Annotated in this window: 18 protein-coding genes; 7 read left to right on the forward strand and 11 right to left on the reverse strand. The window is 65.1% G+C overall.

Translation table 11 applies throughout. The features are described from left to right. The first annotated feature begins 221 nt into the window (after positions 1-221). The 3 genes from B4393_RS19420 to B4393_RS19430 all read left to right on the forward strand — a co-directional run bounded on the left by B4393_RS19420 (position 222) and on the right by B4393_RS19430 (position 2472). Positions 222-896: an MspA family porin gene (locus tag B4393_RS19420; protein WP_078335473.1), complete on the forward strand. Its 675-nt coding sequence runs from the start codon at positions 222-224 to the stop codon at positions 894-896. A 57-nt stretch (positions 897-953) separates the two neighbouring features. Then, the gene (locus B4393_RS19425) at positions 954-1637 is read left to right on the forward strand and encodes an MspA family porin (protein WP_078335558.1); all 684 of its coding nucleotides are present in this window, start codon (positions 954-956) and stop codon (positions 1635-1637) included. A 115-nt stretch (positions 1638-1752) separates the two neighbouring features. After that, on the forward strand, positions 1753-2472 hold the full coding sequence (locus B4393_RS19430; protein WP_078335474.1) for a hypothetical protein: 720 nt from the start codon (positions 1753-1755) through the stop codon (positions 2470-2472). Here the strand turns inward: B4393_RS19430 and B4393_RS19435 are convergent, their stop codons facing one another. From B4393_RS19435 to B4393_RS19450, 4 genes are all read right to left on the reverse strand, one after another. Next, positions 2473-3135, reverse strand: a complete 663-nt coding sequence (locus B4393_RS19435; RefSeq protein WP_078335475.1) for a methionine ABC transporter permease — start codon at positions 3133-3135, stop codon at positions 2473-2475. It lies immediately after the preceding gene. Further along, positions 3132-4163 (reverse strand): methionine ABC transporter ATP-binding protein, encoded by a 1032-nt coding sequence (locus B4393_RS19440; RefSeq protein WP_078335476.1) that lies wholly within the window; start codon positions 4161-4163, stop codon positions 3132-3134. Before B4393_RS19440 ends, B4393_RS19435 begins: the two co-directional genes overlap by 4 nt. An 8-nt stretch (positions 4164-4171) precedes the next feature. Further along, entirely contained in the window at positions 4172-5038 is an 867-nt protein-coding gene (locus B4393_RS19445; RefSeq protein ID WP_078335477.1) for a MetQ/NlpA family ABC transporter substrate-binding protein, read from the reverse strand. Between the two features lie 156 nt (positions 5039-5194). Then, positions 5195-5926 (reverse strand): Rv1815 family serine proteinase, encoded by a 732-nt coding sequence (locus tag B4393_RS19450; protein WP_078335559.1) that lies wholly within the window; start codon positions 5924-5926, stop codon positions 5195-5197. A 171-nt stretch (positions 5927-6097) separates the two neighbouring features. On the opposite strand from B4393_RS19450, the gene B4393_RS19455 reads away from it, so the two are divergent. Both B4393_RS19455 and B4393_RS19460 read left to right on the forward strand, forming a co-directional pair. Beyond that, on the forward strand, positions 6098-6772 hold the full coding sequence (locus tag B4393_RS19455; RefSeq protein WP_078335478.1) for an LppX_LprAFG lipoprotein: 675 nt from the start codon (positions 6098-6100) through the stop codon (positions 6770-6772). Beyond that, positions 6769-8307 carry an MFS transporter gene (locus tag B4393_RS19460; protein WP_078335479.1) on the forward strand — a complete coding sequence of 513 codons (1539 nt, stop codon included), beginning with the start codon at positions 6769-6771 and terminating at the stop codon, positions 8305-8307. The genes B4393_RS19455 and B4393_RS19460 overlap by 4 nt, the downstream gene beginning before the upstream one ends. On the opposite strand, the gene ribD is transcribed toward B4393_RS19460, so the two are convergent. Genes ribD through fmt form a run of 4 tightly spaced genes read right to left on the reverse strand, consistent with a single transcriptional unit; the run spans position 8275 to position 12352 of the window. After that, positions 8275-9297, reverse strand: a complete 1023-nt coding sequence (ribD, locus tag B4393_RS19465; RefSeq protein WP_078335480.1) for a bifunctional diaminohydroxyphosphoribosylaminopyrimidine deaminase/5-amino-6-(5-phosphoribosylamino)uracil reductase RibD — start codon at positions 9295-9297, stop codon at positions 8275-8277. The genes B4393_RS19460 and ribD overlap by 33 nt on opposite strands. 1 nt (position 9298) lies before the next feature. Further along, the gene (gene rpe / locus B4393_RS19470; protein ID WP_078335481.1) at positions 9299-9964 is read right to left on the reverse strand and encodes a ribulose-phosphate 3-epimerase; all 666 of its coding nucleotides are present in this window, start codon (positions 9962-9964) and stop codon (positions 9299-9301) included. Positions 9965-10004: 40 nt separating this feature from the next. Further along, the gene (locus tag B4393_RS19475) at positions 10005-11432 is read right to left on the reverse strand and encodes an RsmB/NOP family class I SAM-dependent RNA methyltransferase (RefSeq protein WP_078335482.1); all 1428 of its coding nucleotides are present in this window, start codon (positions 11430-11432) and stop codon (positions 10005-10007) included. Next, on the reverse strand, positions 11429-12352 hold the full coding sequence (gene fmt / locus B4393_RS19480; protein WP_078335483.1) for a methionyl-tRNA formyltransferase: 924 nt from the start codon (positions 12350-12352) through the stop codon (positions 11429-11431). The genes B4393_RS19475 and fmt overlap by 4 nt, the downstream gene beginning before the upstream one ends. Positions 12353-12530: 178 nt before the next feature. Between fmt and B4393_RS19485 the strand changes: the two genes are divergently transcribed. Continuing rightward, complete coding sequence (locus tag B4393_RS19485; RefSeq protein WP_078335560.1) at positions 12531-13097, forward strand: TetR/AcrR family transcriptional regulator; 567 nt, start codon at positions 12531-12533, stop codon at positions 13095-13097. Positions 13098-13108: 11 nt separating this feature from the next. Here B4393_RS19485 and B4393_RS19490 read toward each other — a convergent pair whose 3' ends face one another. After that, a complete protein-coding gene (locus B4393_RS19490) occupies positions 13109-15124 on the reverse strand; it encodes a primosomal protein N' (RefSeq protein WP_109558453.1) in 2016 nt (671 codons plus the stop codon). Positions 15125-15181: 57 nt separating this feature from the next. Here B4393_RS19490 and B4393_RS19495 point away from each other — a divergent pair, with 57 nt between their 5' ends. Next, positions 15182-16120, forward strand: a complete 939-nt coding sequence (locus B4393_RS19495) for an alpha/beta hydrolase (protein ID WP_078335562.1) — start codon at positions 15182-15184, stop codon at positions 16118-16120. Here B4393_RS19495 and B4393_RS19500 read toward each other — a convergent pair. Together B4393_RS19500 and B4393_RS19505 are read right to left on the reverse strand one after the other, a co-directional pair. Then, the gene (locus B4393_RS19500) at positions 16098-17549 is read right to left on the reverse strand and encodes an NCS1 family nucleobase:cation symporter-1 (protein ID WP_078335484.1); all 1452 of its coding nucleotides are present in this window, start codon (positions 17547-17549) and stop codon (positions 16098-16100) included. The genes B4393_RS19495 and B4393_RS19500 overlap by 23 nt on opposite strands. After that, positions 17549-18568, reverse strand: a complete 1020-nt coding sequence (locus B4393_RS19505) for a TIGR03842 family LLM class F420-dependent oxidoreductase (RefSeq protein ID WP_078335485.1) — start codon at positions 18566-18568, stop codon at positions 17549-17551. The genes B4393_RS19500 and B4393_RS19505 overlap by 1 nt, the downstream gene beginning before the upstream one ends. Positions 18569-18572 lie beyond the last annotated feature (4 nt).

The raw sequence follows: 18572 nt of genomic DNA on the forward strand, positions 1-18572 counted from the left end.
CTTACAGTGAGGTATCTGTCACCTTGAATACGATTTCCCAGGCAGATGAGTTTTCAACTTCTGATCACGCCGGTTCGAACGGTGTGGGCAGACGTTCGAAATAGATAGACATTGGGCGCTAACTGTTATCTGTCCCTTTACCGTTCCGACATAAAGCCACCCAATCATTCGTCGGGACAGCTCCCATATCGGACAAACGGACCTGAGAGGCCCTATCGCCCATGCTGAAAAGTCTCGTCTCGCTGACTACTGTTTGCGCGCTCGCGCTGACAGCGCCCCTCGCGTTTGCCGATCCCGAAGATCCGGCCCCAGTTCCCGCACAGCCCGTTGCCAATGACGCGCCTCCGCCGCCGGATGGCTTCATTGCTTCTGCCGAGCCAGGAAACTTGATCACCCCCGACGGCTGGACCGTTACCGTTGCCGGAAAGAACGAGACCTTGTTGCCGGTCGCGCCGCTGACCACCGCGCTCTCCTCCCGCGAATACATCGTGGGCGGAAGCTTCATCGGTGCCGTCTCGGGTGCCGGCAAGACCAAGCTTGCCGGCGGATCGCTCGAGGCCGGCTACCAGATCGGCTGCGGCATCATGGGTGGCCCCGTCGAGCTGACCGCCGGTATCGGTCTTTCCGGTGGTTTCGGAACCGGTGGCCTGACCAGCGTTTCCCTCCCTATCAACGGCCTGGTCAAGGTCGACCTCAAGCCGGGACAGGTCACCATCGTTCCGGTCAACAAGAAGACCTTTGAGGGCAAGACCACCCGAACCACCATCACCGGGTTCCGCATCAAGATCGACAGCTGCGTGGGTCAATCCTTCATCCGCTCGTACGCGACGATGACCAGCTCCACCGACAACACCGACGACGTGGTCACCTACATGGGCGTCACCAAGGCTGTCTGACAGATGAACGACACACATCAGAACTCCTCATTCCTGAGCACGAGAGGTGCCACCCCCATGTTGAAGAGCCTTGCCGCCGCCACCGCCGTGTGCGCGCTGGCCGTTACCGCGCCGTTCGCCCTCGCAGACCCCGGCGACCCGCCGGCCCCGGTGCAGCCGGTCGCCGATGCGCCGCCGGCCGACGGTCCGCCACCGGACAACGGCATCGTCGCCTCCGAGGACCCGGGCATCGTCACCACGCCCGACGGCTGGAACCTGAAGGTCGCCGCCAAGGACGAGACCCAGCTGCCGATCCCTCCGCTGACCACCTCGCTGTCCTCGCGTGAGTACCTGGTGGGCGGCACCTTCACCGGGTCGGTGACTGGTGCGGGTAGCACCACCCTGGGTGGCGGCACGCTGGAAGCCGGCTACCAGATCGGTTGCGGTATCAGCCTGGCGTGGGTCAAGCTCAACGGCGGCGCCAGCATCACCCCGGCGATCAGCGCCGCCGGCGTCCCCACACTGAGCGCCGGTATCACCGGTTCCATCGAAGTCCACCCGCAGCCGGGTGAGGTCATCAACGTCAGCGTCGACAAGAAGAAGTACAAGGGCAAGGAAGCCCGCGTCACGCTGAAGGATGTCCACATCAAGATCGATGGTTGCGTCGGGCAGTCCTTCCTGCGTTCCTACGCGGTGATGACCAGCTCATCGAAGGACAACGATGACATCGTCGCCTACTACGGTGTGACAAAGACGTTCTGATACAACGTCTTTCGATTTTCACGGAGAACAAAAGACACAGCGTGTATCGAACCCAGAGGAGAAACCAGTGACGGGCAGTCACCGCCGCTCAGCCAGGAAGTCACCTACCCCACGGATGGCGGCGGGGGCGTTCGCCCTGGGTTCGATATTCGCGTTCCCGGCGGTCGCGTCCGCCGACCCGGCTCCCCCGCCGGCCCCGGTGCCCGGCATGACCGGTACCAGCGATGCTTATTCGCCCGATGTGCCGGCGAATCTGCCGCCGCAACAGGGCCTCTTCTCTCCCCTCGAACAGAGCACCGGCCGCGGCGAGGGGCCTGCCGGCCTGCCGACGCCGCTGCCGGACCTCAAGCAGGGTGCGGTGAACGAATTCGTGCTGGCGCAGAACAGCACCCCGTCCGCACCCGGCACATCGCCCGACACACAACAAGCGCCCAATACGAATGCACTCAACAACCAATACCTGATGCCGCAGAACATCAAGCCCGCGGCGCCCGGGCAGGGACAGCTGTTTGACGTCGAGCCCGGCGAGGAGAATGCCGACCTGACCAAGACCGAGGCCCTCAAGCACCTCTGGCACGGATACCAAAACGGTCAGTATCGAGGCGGCTTCGTCAACCGCGGAAACAAAGAGACACTCAACGAGCCGCTCCCGGGCACCGCCCCACCGCCCGGCACCCGGATTCCGGGCCTCGGCGACGACTCCCAGGCGCCTCCGCCCGAGCAATGGCACTGGACACCCCCCGAGGCTTCCGAGGGAGCGGCTCCAGCGGCTCCAGCTGCACCTGGCACACCCCCGCCTCCCGCGGCGCCTCCAGCGCCGGCGCCTCCCGGGTAACTATCGCCGCAGCGCCTTGCGCGCCAGATAGTTTCCGAGGAACTGGGCCGCCTGGACCAGCACGATGATGATGACGGTCGACACGATCGTCACCTGCCAATTGAAGCGCTGGTAACCCTGCACGATGGCGAAGTCACCGAGGCCGCCGCCGCCGACCAACCCCGCCATCGCGGACATATCGACGATGCCGATCAGCACGAAGGTGTAGCCAAGGATCAACGGCCCCAGTGCTTCCGGCACCAAGAGCGTCAGGATGATGCGCAACGGTCCGGCACCGACGGCGCGAGCCGCTTCGATGACCCCAGGGTCGATGGTCACCAGATTCTGTTCGACGATGCGGGCAATCGCAAAGGATGCCGCGACGATCATCACGAATACCACCGCCGTGGTACCGATCGTCGTCCCCACCACCCCGAGGGTGATGGGACCAAGCGCGGCGATCAGCACCACGAACGGTATGGGCCGGACGATGTTCACCACGACATTGAGCAGGGTGTGTAATACCCGGTTCTGCTGCAGCCCACCGGACCTGGTGGTGTACAACAACATTCCCAGCCCCAAACCGATGAGGCCGCCCACCACCAGGGTGATCGACACCATGTACAAGGTGTCGCCAAACGCCTCGAACAGTTGAGGTCGCAACCGTTCCCAATTCGTCGTCATCGTGCCACCTGTTGAACCGTCGTCACTTCGGATAGGTCCGAAATAACCTGAGCCACTTGATCATCGGCGCCGTCGAGCTCGAGTGTGAGATTGCCGAAGGAGCGAGACTGCAACGTGGTGATGCCGCCGTAGACCACTTCGAAACGCACACCCAGTTCAGTGGCGTGCGCCAGCGCCGGGCCGATGTGCACACCCTCACTGATCTCGACTGATACGATATTTCCCTTGTGCCGCTGTGTTATTCGTTCTACATCGGCACCGCTCGGAGTGTTCTGCAGCACCGTTCCGACGAACCGCTTGCCCGCCTCGCTCTGCGGTGCGGAAAAGACATCGAACACGGTTCCGGTCTCCACCACCCTGCCCTCAGCGAGCACGGCCACACGATCGGCAACGGTGCGAACCACGTCCATTTCATGGGTGATCACCACGATGGTCACCCCGAACTCAGCGTTGACCGCGCGTAGCAGTCGCAGTACGTCGCCGGTGGTTTCCGGGTCCAAGGCACTGGTGGCCTCATCGGCCAACAAAACCGAAGGCGATGTCGCCAGCGCCCGCGCGATGCCGACGCGTTGCTTCTGGCCGCCGGAGAGCTGGTCCGGGTAACTCTTCGCCTTGTCGCCGAGCCCGACGAATTCGAGCAGCTCCGCGACCCGCGCATTGCGCTTCTCGGCGGCCCATCCGGCCACCCGGAGCGGATAGGCGATGTTCCCCGCCACCGTGCGCGACCGGAACAGATTGAACTGTTGAAAGATCATGCCGATATCGCTACGCAGGCGGCGCAATTCACGCTCTCGCAGCGCGCTCACCTCGGCGCCGTCCACGATGACGCGACCCGAGGTGGGCCGCTCCAGCCCATTGATGAGGCGCACCAGCGTGCTCTTTCCCGCCCCTGAGTAGCCGATCATGGCGAACACCTCGCCTCCGGCAATATCGAGGGATACGTCGCCAACCGCGCCCACCGTTTTCTTGCCCACCCGGAAGGTCTTGGTGACATTCTCGAACCGGATGAGCGGTGCGGTGCCGGTCATTTCCCTGATCACTTCTCGCCGCGGATCTGCTGTTCGATCCTTCCCAGGATCGCCGCGCAGTCCGGCCCACTCTTGGTCACCGCCAGTTGAGTTCCCTTGCTTTCCTTGGCGTATGCCTCGGTGACGGCCGGAGAATGGAAGACATCGACAAGTTTCTGATAGGTGGGGTTGTCCTTCTCCTCCGCGCGCGCCACGATGACGTTGATGTAGGGCTCGGCGCCCGGACTTGCTGGATCGTCCGCGTACAGCGCACTCTTCGGATCGATATCCGACTGCGCCAAATAGGTGTTGTTGATGACGGCACCGTCAATCGACTTCAGCGACAACGGTGTCTGGGCCGCGTCGACAAGTGCCACCGTGACCCTCGATGCCCCCTTGTCGATATCGGCGGCACTTGGTGTCGCACGTCCACCCTTGAGAGCGATGAGTCCGGCCGCTTTCAGCACAAACAGCGCGCGGGCCTGATTCGGCGGATCGTTGGGGATCGCAATCTGCCCGCCCTGAGGGATATCAGCGAGTGCCCGGTGCTTTTGCGAATACAGACCAAGCGGCACCACATAGGTGGCACCCACCGGTGCAAGCGTTGCATTACTGGCGACGTTGTATTCACCCAGGAAACGAAGATGCTGAAATAAATTTACATCGATCTGTTTTTGCGTCAGTGCCACGTTGGGCTGGCCATAGTCCGTGAAGTTAGTGGTGACGAGTTTGATTCCCGCCTTCCCTGCCTCATCGACGAAGACGTCCCACGAGTCCTTCCCCGCCTCAGTTGTCCCGATACGCACGATGTTTCCACCGCCTCCATCGCTACCAGAGCACGCGACACCTCCCATGACTGTCGCGAGTGCGGTAAGAAAAATAGCGATGCGCTTCATGTCAGCCTTTCAAATTCAGGGTGATCACAATGGTTGACATTGTGCAATATCTGAAGGCTCAGCAAATTGTTATTTGGCCCCAGAACGGCGCCACAATATCAGAAGGAAAAGCGCAATGCGCCCGACCTGAAGACCGTGAAAACGAGTAGGCGAAACCTACGAAGCCGCGGGGACGGCGGCCGGGGCCGGCGGGGCAGGCAGTTCCGGACCACCGTTGCCAGGCCCGGCGGCCGGCATCTGCGCCACCAATTGCGACTGCATCTGCGCCGATATCGCCGACCACGACATGGCGGCGGGCCTCCCGCCCCAGCGCAGCGAGTAGATACCTACCAACAGCGCCTGGCCGGGTTGGGTGATCGTGTACACGGGCCCGCCTGAATCACCATGCTGCCCACCGACATCCGTCATGGTGAACCAACCGTTGTTGATCGCGTCAACCTTGCCGCAGGTCTCGCCGGACACCGATCCCATCAGACATACCGGCAGGCCGGGCTCGGGACCGGCATTCTGCGCCATCCGCAGCGCCAGTCCGTTGGGCAAGTTGCTGCTCAGCTCCACGCCCGGCGCGAAGGCGATGCCCTCGTAGTCCGAGACGACGTCGCCGGGGCCGATCGCACCACCGGTCGGCAGGTTCCGGCTCATCAGCAGCACCTCGCCGACGCGATTGCCTGCCAGATCGATAATCGATCCGGTGGCATTGCAGTGGCCCGCCGTCAGACCGATCCGGGATACCGGGTCGACATAGCCAAGAGTGCACCGACTGTCCCCCTGAACAATCGACATGCCCGGGAAAGCGACAATCTTGGGAGCAGTTTCAGAGACTGGATCGGCGGCCGAAAGCGCAGGTGAAGCAACAAGAACGCCGGCAACCGCGGCGACAGCGGACACACCACATGCCAGTGCTCTGCTCACGTTTTTCACAACAACCAGCCCTCGGTTGACAATCCCGCCCTGCAAACGAGCATGGCGGCGGATTGCTGGAGTGTCAATTTCATCGCCAGCAACGTCGAGGTGTCACGAGCCTCCCCGGTGTCGCGCTCAGCCTCTACGATCGGACTCATGCGCAACCGCATCCGCCTCGCTCTGATTCCTGTCGCAGTCGCCGCCATCGCATTGGCCGGCTGCTCCAAGACCGACAAGGCCGACCCCAATCTGCCCGAGGCCGCCACGCTACTCAGCGAATCGGCGGCCACCACCAAGACACAGACCAGCACGCACATCGTGCTCAAGGTCACCGGCGACAAGCCCACGCTCAAGCTCTCCGACCTCACCGGCGACCTGACCACCACACCCGCCGTGGCCGCTAAGGGCACCGCCAAGACCGGCGGACTGGAGCTGCCGTTCGTCGTCGTGGACGGCGAGCTGTTCGCCCAGCTCGGCACCGCTTACACCAGCATGGGGCCCGTCAAGGACATCTACGACGTAGGACTGATCCTCGACCCGAACAAGGGCCTGGCCAACCTGCTGTCGAATATCACCAACGCCAAGTCGGAGAAGACCGAAACCATCGACGGTGTCGACTCCGTTCTGGTGAGCGGAACGATGAGCAAGGACGCGCTGAACACCTTCGCCGGCTCCAAGCTCACCGCCGACATTCCCGCGAAAGCTTGGATCGCCAAGGACGGCAACCACGCGCTGACCAAGATCAGCGTCGACACCTCCCCGGGCAACACCATCGAGATGTCGCTGTCCGACTGGGGTAAGCCGGTCACTGTCGACAAGCCCGTCTCGTGACGGCCACAGCCCAGGACACCGCGCTCCCGCTGCGGCATCGCAGCATCGCAATAGGCGCCGGAAGCCTGGCGGTGCTGTTGGGCGCCCTCGACACGTACGTCGTGGTCAGCGTCATCACCGACATCATGACCACCGTCGGTATCGCGCTCAACAACATCCAACAGGTCACCCCGATCGTCACGGGCTATCTGCTCGGGTACATCGCCGCGATGCCGCTACTCGGACAAGCCTCCGACCGATTCGGTCGACGGCTGATCCTGCAACTGGCACTGGCCGGCTTCGCGATCGGTTCCGTCGTCACCGCCATGTCCACCGATCTGACGATGCTGGTCACCGGCCGCGTCATCCAAGGTGTGGCCAGCGGCGCGCTGCTACCGGTCACCCTGGCCCTGGGTGCCGATCTGTGGTCGCAACGCAACCGTGCGACGGTTCTCGGTGGCATTGGCGCCGCGCAGGAGCTCGGCAGCGTGCTGGGCCCGCTCTACGGCGTCCTGTGTGTCTGGCTGTTCGGTTCATGGACCGCGATCTTCTGGGTCAATGTGCCGCTGGCGATCATCGCCATCGTGTTGGTGCAGTTCAGTGTTCCGGCACATCAACATGACCCGAATCGTCCGAAGGTCGACGTCGTCGGTGGCGCGCTGCTGGCCGTCGCGCTGGCTCTGCTGGTCGTCGGCCTGTACAGCCCCGACCCCAAGGTGTCCGCGCTACCCGAATGGGCGCTGCCGGTCCTGATCGGATCCGGCGTCGCATTCGCGACGTTCATCCTGTGGGAATCGCGGGCCACGACCCGGCTGATCAAACCCGAAGGCGTTCGGTTCGGGCCGTTCTTCGCGGCCTTGGCCGCATCCCTGGCCGCCGGCGCGGCCCTGATGGTGACACTGGTCAACATCGAGCTGCTCGGGCAAGGCGTGCTGCAGATGGACAAGGCCGACGCGGTCTTCTTGTTGTCCAGGTTCCTGGTCGCGCTGCCGATCGGCGCGGTCATCGGCGGCTGGCTGGCCACCCGATTCGGCGACCGGATCATCGCGGTGATCGGCTTGCTTATCGCCGCGTTCGGGTACTACCTGATCTCGGGCTGGCCCGTCGACGTGTTGTCGGCCGTGCACAACTTCGGGTTCTTCACGCTGCCGCGGTTGGACACGGACCTGGTGGTCGCCGGTGTGGGTCTGGGCCTGGTGATCGGCCCGCTGTCCTCGGCAGCGCTACGCGTGGTACCCGCCGCCCAGCACGGCATCGCCTCGGCACTTGTGGTGGTGGCCCGAATGACGGGAATGCTCATCGGCATGGCCGCGCTCGGCGGCTGGGGCATTCACCGCTTCTACCAGAACTTCGATGCACTGGCCGCCAAGGAGCCCAAGCCGGAAGGCAAGCCGAATCTCTTTGTGCTGCAACAGCAGCTCCTGGACAGGAGCATCCACGCCTACAGCCAGATGTATAGCGAGATGTTCGCAATCACGGCAGTGGTTTGCGTGATCGCCGCGGTCATCGCGATATTCATTGGCTCACACCGCAAGGCGGGGAACGAGGCTCAGTAGCACGTCGGGCCCCATTCGCTCGATCTGGTCGTATTCCCAGCGCAATGCGCGTGAGAGGGTGGTGACGCCAACGTCCTCCACAGCGGGGACGTTGCCACCCAACAGCATCGGGGCAAGGTAGGCCAGGATCCGGTCCACCAGGCCCGCGCGCAGGAAGGCCCCCGCCAGTGTGGGCCCACCCTCCAGGATGATGTCGGTGCGATCCGCCAGGGCCGCGAGCACCTCGGCCGGATCGTGCGTCCGGATCACCATGGTGTGCGAATCGTCGTTCAAAACCTTTGCGTCCATGGATACCTCGCGCATGCCGACCACAACGCGCAGTGGCTGATGCGCCACCAGCTCGTTATCGGGGGTGCGGGCGGTGAGCTGCGGGTCATCGGCGAACACGGTACCGGTGCCCACCAGAACGGCATCGGCGAAGGCTCTCCGCCGGTGTACGTCGGCCCGCGACTCCTCGCTGGTGATCCATTGGCTGGTGCCGTCATTGGCGGCACTGCGGCCGTCGACACTGGCACCGTACTTCCATGTGACATGGGGACGTCCGGTGCGTTGTTTGTGTAGCCACTCTCGCAGCGGCCCCGCCGACACCCGGTCGGCGGCGAGACCATCGATGATGTCAACACCCAGCGCGCGTAGCCGCTCGGCTCCCCCGGCGGCCCGCGGATTCGGGTCAGCTACCGCGTAGGCGACACGCGAAACACCAGCCGCGACAAGTGCATCCACGCATGGCCCGGTTCTGCCCTGGTGGTTGCACGGCTCCAAGGTGACAATGGCGGTACCGCCCCGCGCGGCAGCGCCGGCCGCCGCCAATGCCACCACCTCGGCATGTTCCTGCCCCGGCGGACGGGTGCCACCTACGCCGGCGACCGCTCCCGCCGCATCCAGGATGACTGCGCCCACAGGTGGATTCGGATATGTACTGCCCTTGACCTCCTCGGCAGCCCTGATCGCCAGATCCATGGCGGCACCGAGGTCGATCGGGTTGGTCATATCAACGAGCCAAATGTGCTGCGGCCCTGGCGGCCTGCTCACGCAGCGCCCGCACCGCCGCTTGGGGGTCCTGCGCCCCGTAGACCGCGGAACCGGCCACGAAACAGTCGACGCCCGCCTCCGCTGCCTGCTCGATCGTGTCAGCGTTGATACCGCCGTCGATCTCCACCAGCACGGTCAGCTCACCGGAATCGACGAGCTTGCGCACCGTGCGCACCTTGTCCAACACACCTGCGATAAACGACTGTCCGCCGAATCCGGGCTCTACCGACATCACCAACAGCGTGTCAAAGTCCTTCAGTACCTCGAGATATGGCTCCAGCGACGTACCCGGCTTGATACTCAGGCCCGCCTTGGCTCCCGCGGCCCGAATGTCGCGGGCGACGGCGACAGGATTCTCGGTGGCCTCGGCATGGAACGTCACATTGTGTGCCCCCGCCTCCGCATATCCGGGTGCCCAACGATCCGGGTTGTCGATCATCAGGTGGCAATCGATGGGGATATCGGTCGCCGCCAGCAGGCTGTCGACAACAGGAAGGCCGAGTGTCAGGTTCGGTACGAAATGCCCGTCCATCACGTCCACGTGCAACCAGTCGGCTCCTGCCACGGCCGCCATCTCGTCGGCGAGACGTGCGAAATCGGCGGACAGGATCGACGGGGCAATCATGGGAGCGCGAAGAGACATGTCGTTCAGCTTATGTGCCGCTTTATGCGTGTTTGCGCAGGAGGGCGGTGAACATCGCGTCAGTACCGTGCCGGTGCGGCCACAGCTGCACCGCATCCGTGTCGCCCAGCCCGTCCACACCGGGGAACACCGCGCGAGCATCCTCGGCAGTCACCGCATGACGTCGCACCGCATCCGAGACCACCCCGACCGTCTCCGCCAGGTGCGGCGAGCAGGTGCTGTACACGATGATGCCGCCCGGTCGAGTCAATTCGATGGCACTGGAGAGCAATTCACGCTGCAGTTTGACCAGTGCCGGGATGTCACCCGGCTGCCGGCGCCAACGAGCCTCCGGACGACGACGCAGCGCTCCGAGTCCCGTACACGGCGCGTCGACCAGCACACGATCGAAGGAGGCTGACGGCAGCCCGCTCTCGCGCCCGTCGACGGTGAGCACGGTCACCGGCAAGGATTTCGCGGCCGTGGCCACCAACTGGGCCCGATGGGCAGCGACCTCGACCGCCGTGACATGGGCACCACGCTCGGCTGCCAGCGCCCCCAGCAGTGCGGTTTTGCCGCCCGGCCCGGCGCACAGATCGAGCCACTGCTCGTCGGCGCCATCCAGGGGAGCCAGCGCGGTCGCGCGGGCGACCAGCTGACTACCTTCGTCCTGTACCTGCGCCAGGCCGTCGCGGACCGACTCCAGCCGCCCCGGGTTGCCACCGGGCAGGTACACCGCATAGGGCGAGTAGCGGCCGACGGTGCCGCCTACCTCTTCGGCCAACGTTGCCGCGTCGATATGCCCCGGACGTGCGGCGAGATGAACCACGGGGCGCTCGTCGTCACTGGCGAGCACGTCAGCGAGCTCAGAACCTGCCGGTCCGAGCGCATCGGAGAAGGCCTGTGCAATCCACCGGGGGTGAGCAGTCGCAAAGGCAAGCCGTCCGATCCGATCGGATTCCGGCGGGGACAACTCGTCCACCCAGCCCGACTCATCACGACGGGAGATGGTCCGCAACACCGCATTCACGAAACCCGCTCTGCCCTGGTCAAATTCGACGGCAACCGCGTCCACCGTGGTCGACAGAGCGGCATGGGGCTCCACACGGGTCCGCAACAATTGATAGGCGCCCAGTCGCAGCGGGTCGCGCAGACCCTCGTCAACCTGGTCGATCGGACGAGCTGCGGCCGATGCGATCACCGCATCGAGAAGCCCACGGGCCCTAGATGTTCCGTATGCAAGCTCGGTCGCAAAGGCGGCATCGCGACCGGTGATACCGCGTTCGCGCAGCAGTGCGGGCAATGCAAGATTGGCATACGCATCTTGCCGAGACACCGCACGCAAGACATCGAGCGCGGCCTGGCGCGGCGGGTCGAGTTTGTTGCGCGCACGCTCCGGCGGCCGTGAATCCTGGCGAGGACTCTGGCGCGATTCCGGATTGGGCCGTCGACGCGGCGGGCGTGTGCTCATAGTGCGTGAACCTCCGAGTCCAGTCGCGCGCCGCGCGCCCAATCGGCGGCGTTCATCAGTTTCTTGCCCTGGGGCTGTACCTCATTGAGTGCGATCGCGGCGGTTCCGGTGCCCACCAACACGTCACGTTTGCGAACCGCAACGGCGCCGGGCGGCAATTGCTCATCGGCCTCGATCCCGACCGGTCCAACCTTGACCCGTGTCTCGCCAATTGTGGTCCAGGCCCCCGGCTCGGGCGTCATGGCCCGTATATGGCGATCAATCGCCTGTGCGGGAAGCTCCCAGCGGATGCGCGCCTGCTCCACCGTGATTTTCGGTGCGGTACTCACGCCGTCCGCGGCTTGCGGCACAGCCACCAACGCCCCATCCTCGATCCCGTCCATTGTCGATTCGAGCAATCCCGCACCGGACTCGGCTAGCCTGCCCAACAGCGCACCGGCGGTGTCGGTCGGCAAGATTCGCTCGGTCACCACCCCATACACGGGTCCACTGTCCAGTGCGGGCTCAATGAGAAACGTTGTGGCGCCCGTGATCTCATCGCCAGCGGCGATAGAAGCTTGTACCGGAGCCGCCCCACGCCAGGCGGGAAGCAACGAGAAATGCAGATTCACCCAACCGTGCCTGGGCACTGCCAGCAACTCCGGTTTGAGCAAGGCCCCGTAGGCCACGACAGCGCAGCAATCGACATCGAGTTCCGCCAACTCACCGACGAACTCGGGATCGTTGGGACGCGCTGGGGTGAGCACCGGGAGCCCGTGTTCGCGCGCCAGCTCCGCCACCGGCGAAGCCGCCGATGCCCGCCCTCTGCCCGCGCGGGCGGCGGGCCGGGTCAGCACCGCGACCACCTCATGACGAGACGCCAACAGCCTCTCTAGCGACGGCAACGCCGGGGCCGGAGTACCGGCGAACACTATGCGCACCGCGCCAGTCTAGGAAGGATGCACCGCACACATCGAATCCCGCTCGGACCGGCGCGGCCCGGACGGGGCACCGGCTTCGCCGAGGATAGCGGGAAAAAGTCTGGCTACATCCGATACCATAATCGCGATGGCTACCAGAGGACGAGGCCGGCCGACCGGCGCTCCTTACGATCGCAAACTGCGAACCGAGGAGTTACTTGACGCTGCGGAACGGGCGATTCGCAACAGCGGCGGGGCCGTCTCCATCGCGGAGGTGGCCAGGGAGGCCGGGTTCGCCAGGTCCGCGTGCTACGCCATATTCCCCACCAAGGCCGACCTACTGCGCTCGTTGAGTCGGCGCCATGCCGACCGATTGATTTCGGGCGCGTGGCAGCACAGTATGGTCGGCACCACACGCGACCAGATCCGGGCCTTTTCCGCTCTGGTGATCGACTGGATCAGCGCGGAGCCGGAGCTGTATATCGCCCTCGACCGCGATCTCACCGCCCAGGAACAGCTCGACCACGGAGTCTTCGACCTCATCGCTCAAGTAACAGAGGAGCATTTGCACGCCCAGTTTCCTGGCGACGAGATGATCCCGCTGGCACCCATCTGGTCGCGCCTCGCGGTCGGCGGCGTATTGATGACCATCAACTGGTGGAGCGCCTCACGCACCATGACTCGCGACGACCTCATCGGCTACATCGTCAACACCTTCGCCGAAGGCATCGGCGACCGATCCCGACTTGCCGCCGCAAACACCTGAAATTCGCCGGATCATCCCACGTGCAGTGGATCGATCTGAATCCGGACGGGCTCGGCGTCGCGCCGCGCGCTCAGCGTTGCGACGCCCCGGCGCAAAGCCGCCGCCAATTCCAGGCCCGCGGCGCGTTCGACTCGGACCAGCATGCGCACCACCTCGACACCATCGGATATTCCGGCCGGGCGGCGCGCCCCGATCGGAAGATCGACGGGCCCCAGTAGCTCGGCCCCCGCAGGAAGATCAGCGGTCTCGATGAGTGCGGCCACGGCGGCAGAAGGCCCGTCGATGGCGGCAATGTGCACGTGCGGCGGCAGCCCGACTTCGGCGCGTGCCGCGAGTTCGGCGGCGGCATGCCCCACCGGATCCCACCGGATCAGCGACTGCACCGTGGGCAGGGTGGCATCCGCGACCACCACCACGGTTCCGCCCTCCTCACGCCCGCGCACCAACGCGGCGGCTGCCATCCATTTGCGCAAGGTGTCTTCCGCGGCGCGCAGGTCCTGACGGCCCAGCAAGGCCCATGCGTCCAACAGCAACGCCGCGCCATACCCGTTGGGCGTCAAAGGTTCTGCACCCGGCGTGCACACCACCAAGGTGGGCGGACCGGTGACCGTGGCATGTACCTCGCCGCCGCCGGACGTCAACACCGGAACACCCGGTAGCGCCCTGCCCAGCTCTTCGGCCGTCCGGCGCGCGCCCACAACCACGGCGCGCACGGAGGTAGAACCGCAGCGGGCGCACCGCAGGTCCGCATCGACCCGTCCGCACCACCGGCAGCTGGGGCTGACGACGTTCGGTGCCCCACCGGGTCCTTCCAGCGCCAGCGGTCCGGTGCAATGCCGACAGCGGGCGACGGTCCGGCATTTTGTGCAGGCCAGCGCGGGCACGTATCCACGCCGTGGCACCTGCACCAACACCGAGTGCCCCCGCTTCAGCGCGTCCCGGGCCGCCGTGAGTGCCACCATCGGCAGGCGCGCCGAGCGTGCCGCGGGATCGCGTTCCTGCGCATACCCGCTGTCGTCGAGAGCGCTGATGCGCGCGGAGGCCTTCCGCACCGCGGACCGGGCGGCAACCAGGTCATGCGCCCAGCCGCTCTCGACGAGCGCCTGCGACTCTGCGGTGCGCGCGTATCCCCCGATGACCGCGGCGCAGCGCAGCTGATGTGCGCGCAGCATCGCCACATCCCGGGCATGTGGATAAGGAGACCGAGGCTCGGCGAGATTGTCGTCGCCGTCGTCCCACACCATCACCAATCCCACATCGGCCACGGGCGCGAACACCGCGGCCCTGGTACCGATCACCACGGTCGCTGCGCCACGCAGGACTGCCAACCACCGGCGGTACCGCTCGGCGGGTCCCAGCTCAGCCGAGAGTGCCACGACACGATGTGCGCCCACATGTTTCACGCATTCCGCGGACAACGCATCGATATCTCGCTGGTCCGGGACGATCGCCAATACTCCCCTGCCGGTGCTCGCCGTCGCCGCCGCGGCCTCGGCGAGTCGCGCGCACCAAGACTCCCCCGGCAGCGCCTGCCACACCGCACGCGCGGCACGGCCGTGCGACAGCGCCTCCAGGAACCGCTCGCCGCGCTGATACCGAGCCCAGCAGGAGCCATCCAACGCCGGCGCCTCGAAGTCGTCGACGACCGTCGGACGAGTTTCCTTCTCGACGCGCGCGTGCCGGGGCGGCAGAGCCAGGCGCAGCACGTCCGCGCGGCTTCCCGCGTACCGCGCCGCCACCGCGTCAACGAGCCGGCGCACGTCCGGCGTGAGCACCTGGGTGCGCGATACGACACGATCCAGCCACCCGAGCTTGCCGGGGTGGTCAGTTTCCGAACGGCGCTCCAGCAGGATGGCGTCCACCAGGCGGCCGTGGAACCGTACCCGCACGCGCACACCAGGCTGGGCATCGTCTGATTGCTCCGCGGACACCAGATAGTCGAATTCGCGATCCAGATGAGGCACGGTGAGCAACGGCAGCACCCGAGCAACCGGCTCGTGTTCGGCCACCACCCGCGTCGCAGTCACCTGGTGGTTCTAGCAGACGCCCCTGACTTGCAGGTCAGCACCCGATACAGTGACGACATGACCGCCACCGAAACCGGCATCGACCCGATCATCATCAAAATTCTGGAAGCTGTTCCGATTCAACTCGTTTCGCCGGACGGACCCCAGGCATCCCGGGACGCGTATCGGGCGATCGCCACGGCGCGCCCGCCGTGGATCGAGGTGGCCAAGGTCGAAGACCGCACCATTGCGGGGCCCGCGGGCGAGACACCGGTCCGGATCTACTCCCCCGCCGAGAGCGGGGTACGTCCCATCTTCATGCTGATCCATGGCGGTGGCTGGGTCATCGGCGACCTGGATACCCACGACGCGGTGGCCCGTGCCGCAGCGGTACAGGCCGACGCCGTGGTGGTGTCGGTGGACTATCGATTGGCACCCGAGCACCCTTACCCCGCCGCCGTCGAGGACTGCTGGGCCGCGCTGCAGTGGGTGCATGAGCACGCTGCCGAGATCGGCGGCGACGCGAGCCGTCTTGCCGTGGGCGGTGATTCCGCGGGCGGAAACCTGTCGGCGGTCATGGCGCAACTGGCCCGCGACAACGGTATTGAGCTGGCCTTCCAGGTGCTGTGGTACCCGGCCACCACCTTCGACGTGACACTACCGTCGATGGTCGAGAACGCCGAGGCACCCGTCCTGGATTTCAAGACCGTGGGCGCACTGAGCAAGTGGTATCTCGGGGACACCAATCCGACGACCGCGGGGCCGACGCTGGTCCCGGCCCGGGCGGAGAGCTTTGAGGGATTGGCTCCGGCATTCATCGGCACCGCACAGTTCGATCCCCTGCGCGATGACGGCGCCAAATACGCCGAGCTGCTGAGCGGCGCCGGTGTGCCGGTGCAGCTGCACAACGCCCCGACGTTGATCCACGGCTACCTCGGGTACGCCGATATCGTGCCCGCCGCCACCGAGGAGCGCGATCTGTCACTCGCAGCACTCAAGAAGGCGCTGCACGGCTAGGCCCGCGCCTACCGCGGCCCAGTGCGTACATGAGGGCGGCGCCCAACACGGCGCCCGTCGGCCACGAGAGTGCCGTCATGCTCTGGGCCCGCGGCAGCAGTGCGATGGTGACCGCTGCGGCACCGGAAATGCCCAGCGAGATCAATGCCGCCGGATTGAAGCCCCGCGTGTAGTAGTACGCGCCGCCGGTGGATTCCGAGTACAAGTCGGCGGTATCGGTGCGCTGTCGGCGCAACAGGTAATAGTCGACGACCAGAATCCCGAAGACTGGCCCCATCAAGGCACCCACACCACCCAGGAAGTACACGATGGCGGCCTCGTTCCCCCAGATTTTCCAGGGCAGCACCGCGACCGACAGCAGCGCGGTGATGATGCCGCCCGTACGGAATGAGATGTATTTCGGTGCGACATTGGAGATGTCGTACGACGGCGAGACGAAGTTGAGCACCACGTTGATACCGACGGTGGCGATCGCGAAGAGAATTGCGGCGACCACGACGACCGCATCCGAATCGATATCCGCGACCAGCGCCACCGGGTCGGTCATCGCACTGCCGTACTTCTTGAGCGCGGCAAGCGAAATGACGATCGAGATCACCACGAAGGCGGTCTCGTTGAACGGGATACCCAAGGCGTTCCCGCGCAGAATCGCACGTCTACTCGGCGCGAATCTTGCGAAATCCGCGTAGTTCACCAGCGGGCCCGCCATGAAGGCAACCATCAGGAACACCACCCCGGTGAAGGCCAACACCGCGGAGCCCGCCGACAACGGCGCTCCGGCGCGGGCACCGAAGTCGATGCTCCAGCCGACACCGTCCAACATCCATATCGCCAGGGCAATCATCCCGATCCAGACCACCGGGCCTGCCACATCCGATACCTTGCGCACCACCTCCATGCCGTAGTTCAGGATCACCAGCTGCACGGTCCACAGGGAAAGGAACGCGGCCCATCCCAACGCATGCAGGCCCAGGAAGGTCGGTTCCGTCCAGGAACGCAATCCCGGATCCAGTCGCAAGAGCAGCACGATGACCGCGGTGGACGCCAGGTAGGTCTGGATGCCGTACCAGAAAATGGCCACCAGCCCGCGCAGCAGCGCCGGGATGTTGGCGCCGAAGACCCCGAAGGTGGCGCGTGCGAAGACCGGGAAGGGCACTCCCAGCCGTTGGCCCGCCACCCCGATCAGATTGCTACCCGCCCAGAGCACCAACACCCCGGTAACAAGCGCCAGCAGGGTCTGCCACCCCGTCAGCCCCAGCGCCAGCATCCCCACGGCAAATCCGTAACTGCCCAGGCTGTGTGCCGAGGTCATCCACAGGCAGAAGATGTCCCAGGTGCGCCAGGTGGCCTGCGCTGCCGTGGTGGGTGCCAGGTCCGCGTTACTCAATCTGCCCGGCGTCTCCGCCGGGCCTTCGGCCTGCACCACCATCAGTCGCTCTTCGCCGTGATCTGTTGCGACAGAGCAGGAATCATAGTTTCCCCGTAGACCCGCAGCGTCTCTTCCTTATTGTCGTGCTGCAGGTATCCGGCGAACTGGTCCACCCCTAGAGCCTTGAGCTCGGACAGCTTGGCAATGTGATCGTCTGCGGTGCCCAGCACGCAGAAGCGGTCCACGATGTCGTCACTGACGAATTCGGCGTGCGTGTTGCCCGCCCTACCGTGCTGGTTATAGTCGTACCCCTCGCGACCGGCGATGTACTCGGTAAGAGATTGCGGGACTTGACCGTTGGCACCATACCTGCCCACGATATCGGCGACGTGGTTACCCACCATGCCGCCGAACCACCGGCATTGGTCGCGCATATGCGCCCAATCCGATCCCACGTACATGGGTGCTGCCACGCAGATCCGCACCTCGGCAGGATCACGCCCGGCGGCGACGGCAGCCTCCCGCACCGCCCCGATCATCCAACGCGCGATATCGATATCGGCAAGCTGCAGGATGAAGCCGTCGGCGACCTGTCCGGTCAGAGCGAGGGCCTTGGGGCCATATGCGGCTACCCATACCTCGAGCTCGGAGCCCCGGCTCCACGGGAATTGCAGAGTGGCACCCTGATATTCGACGGCGCGCGAATTCGCGAGCTCCCGGATGACATGTATTGATTCACGCAACGTGGCCAGCGTGGTCGGCGCTCCACCCGTTACCCGGACCGCCGAATCGCCACGACCGATACCGCAGATGGTGCGGTTGCCGTACATGTCGTTCAAGGTCGCGTAGAGCGATGCGGTCACAGTCCAATCCCGCGTCGCCGGATTGGTGACCATGGGGCCCACCACAATGCGCCGCGTTTCGTGCAGGATCTGGCTGTACAGCACATAGGGCTCTTGCCACAACAGGTGAGAATCAAATGTCCACAGATGACTGAAGCCATGAGCCTCGGCGAGTTTCGCCAGCTGCACCGTTCGTGCCGCCGGTGGATCACATTGCAGGACAACTCCGAAATCCATCCGT

This window comes from Mycobacteroides franklinii, from assembly GCF_002013895.1.
In the GTDB taxonomy this organism is placed as follows: Bacteria; Actinomycetota; Actinomycetes; order Mycobacteriales; family Mycobacteriaceae; genus Mycobacterium; species Mycobacterium franklinii.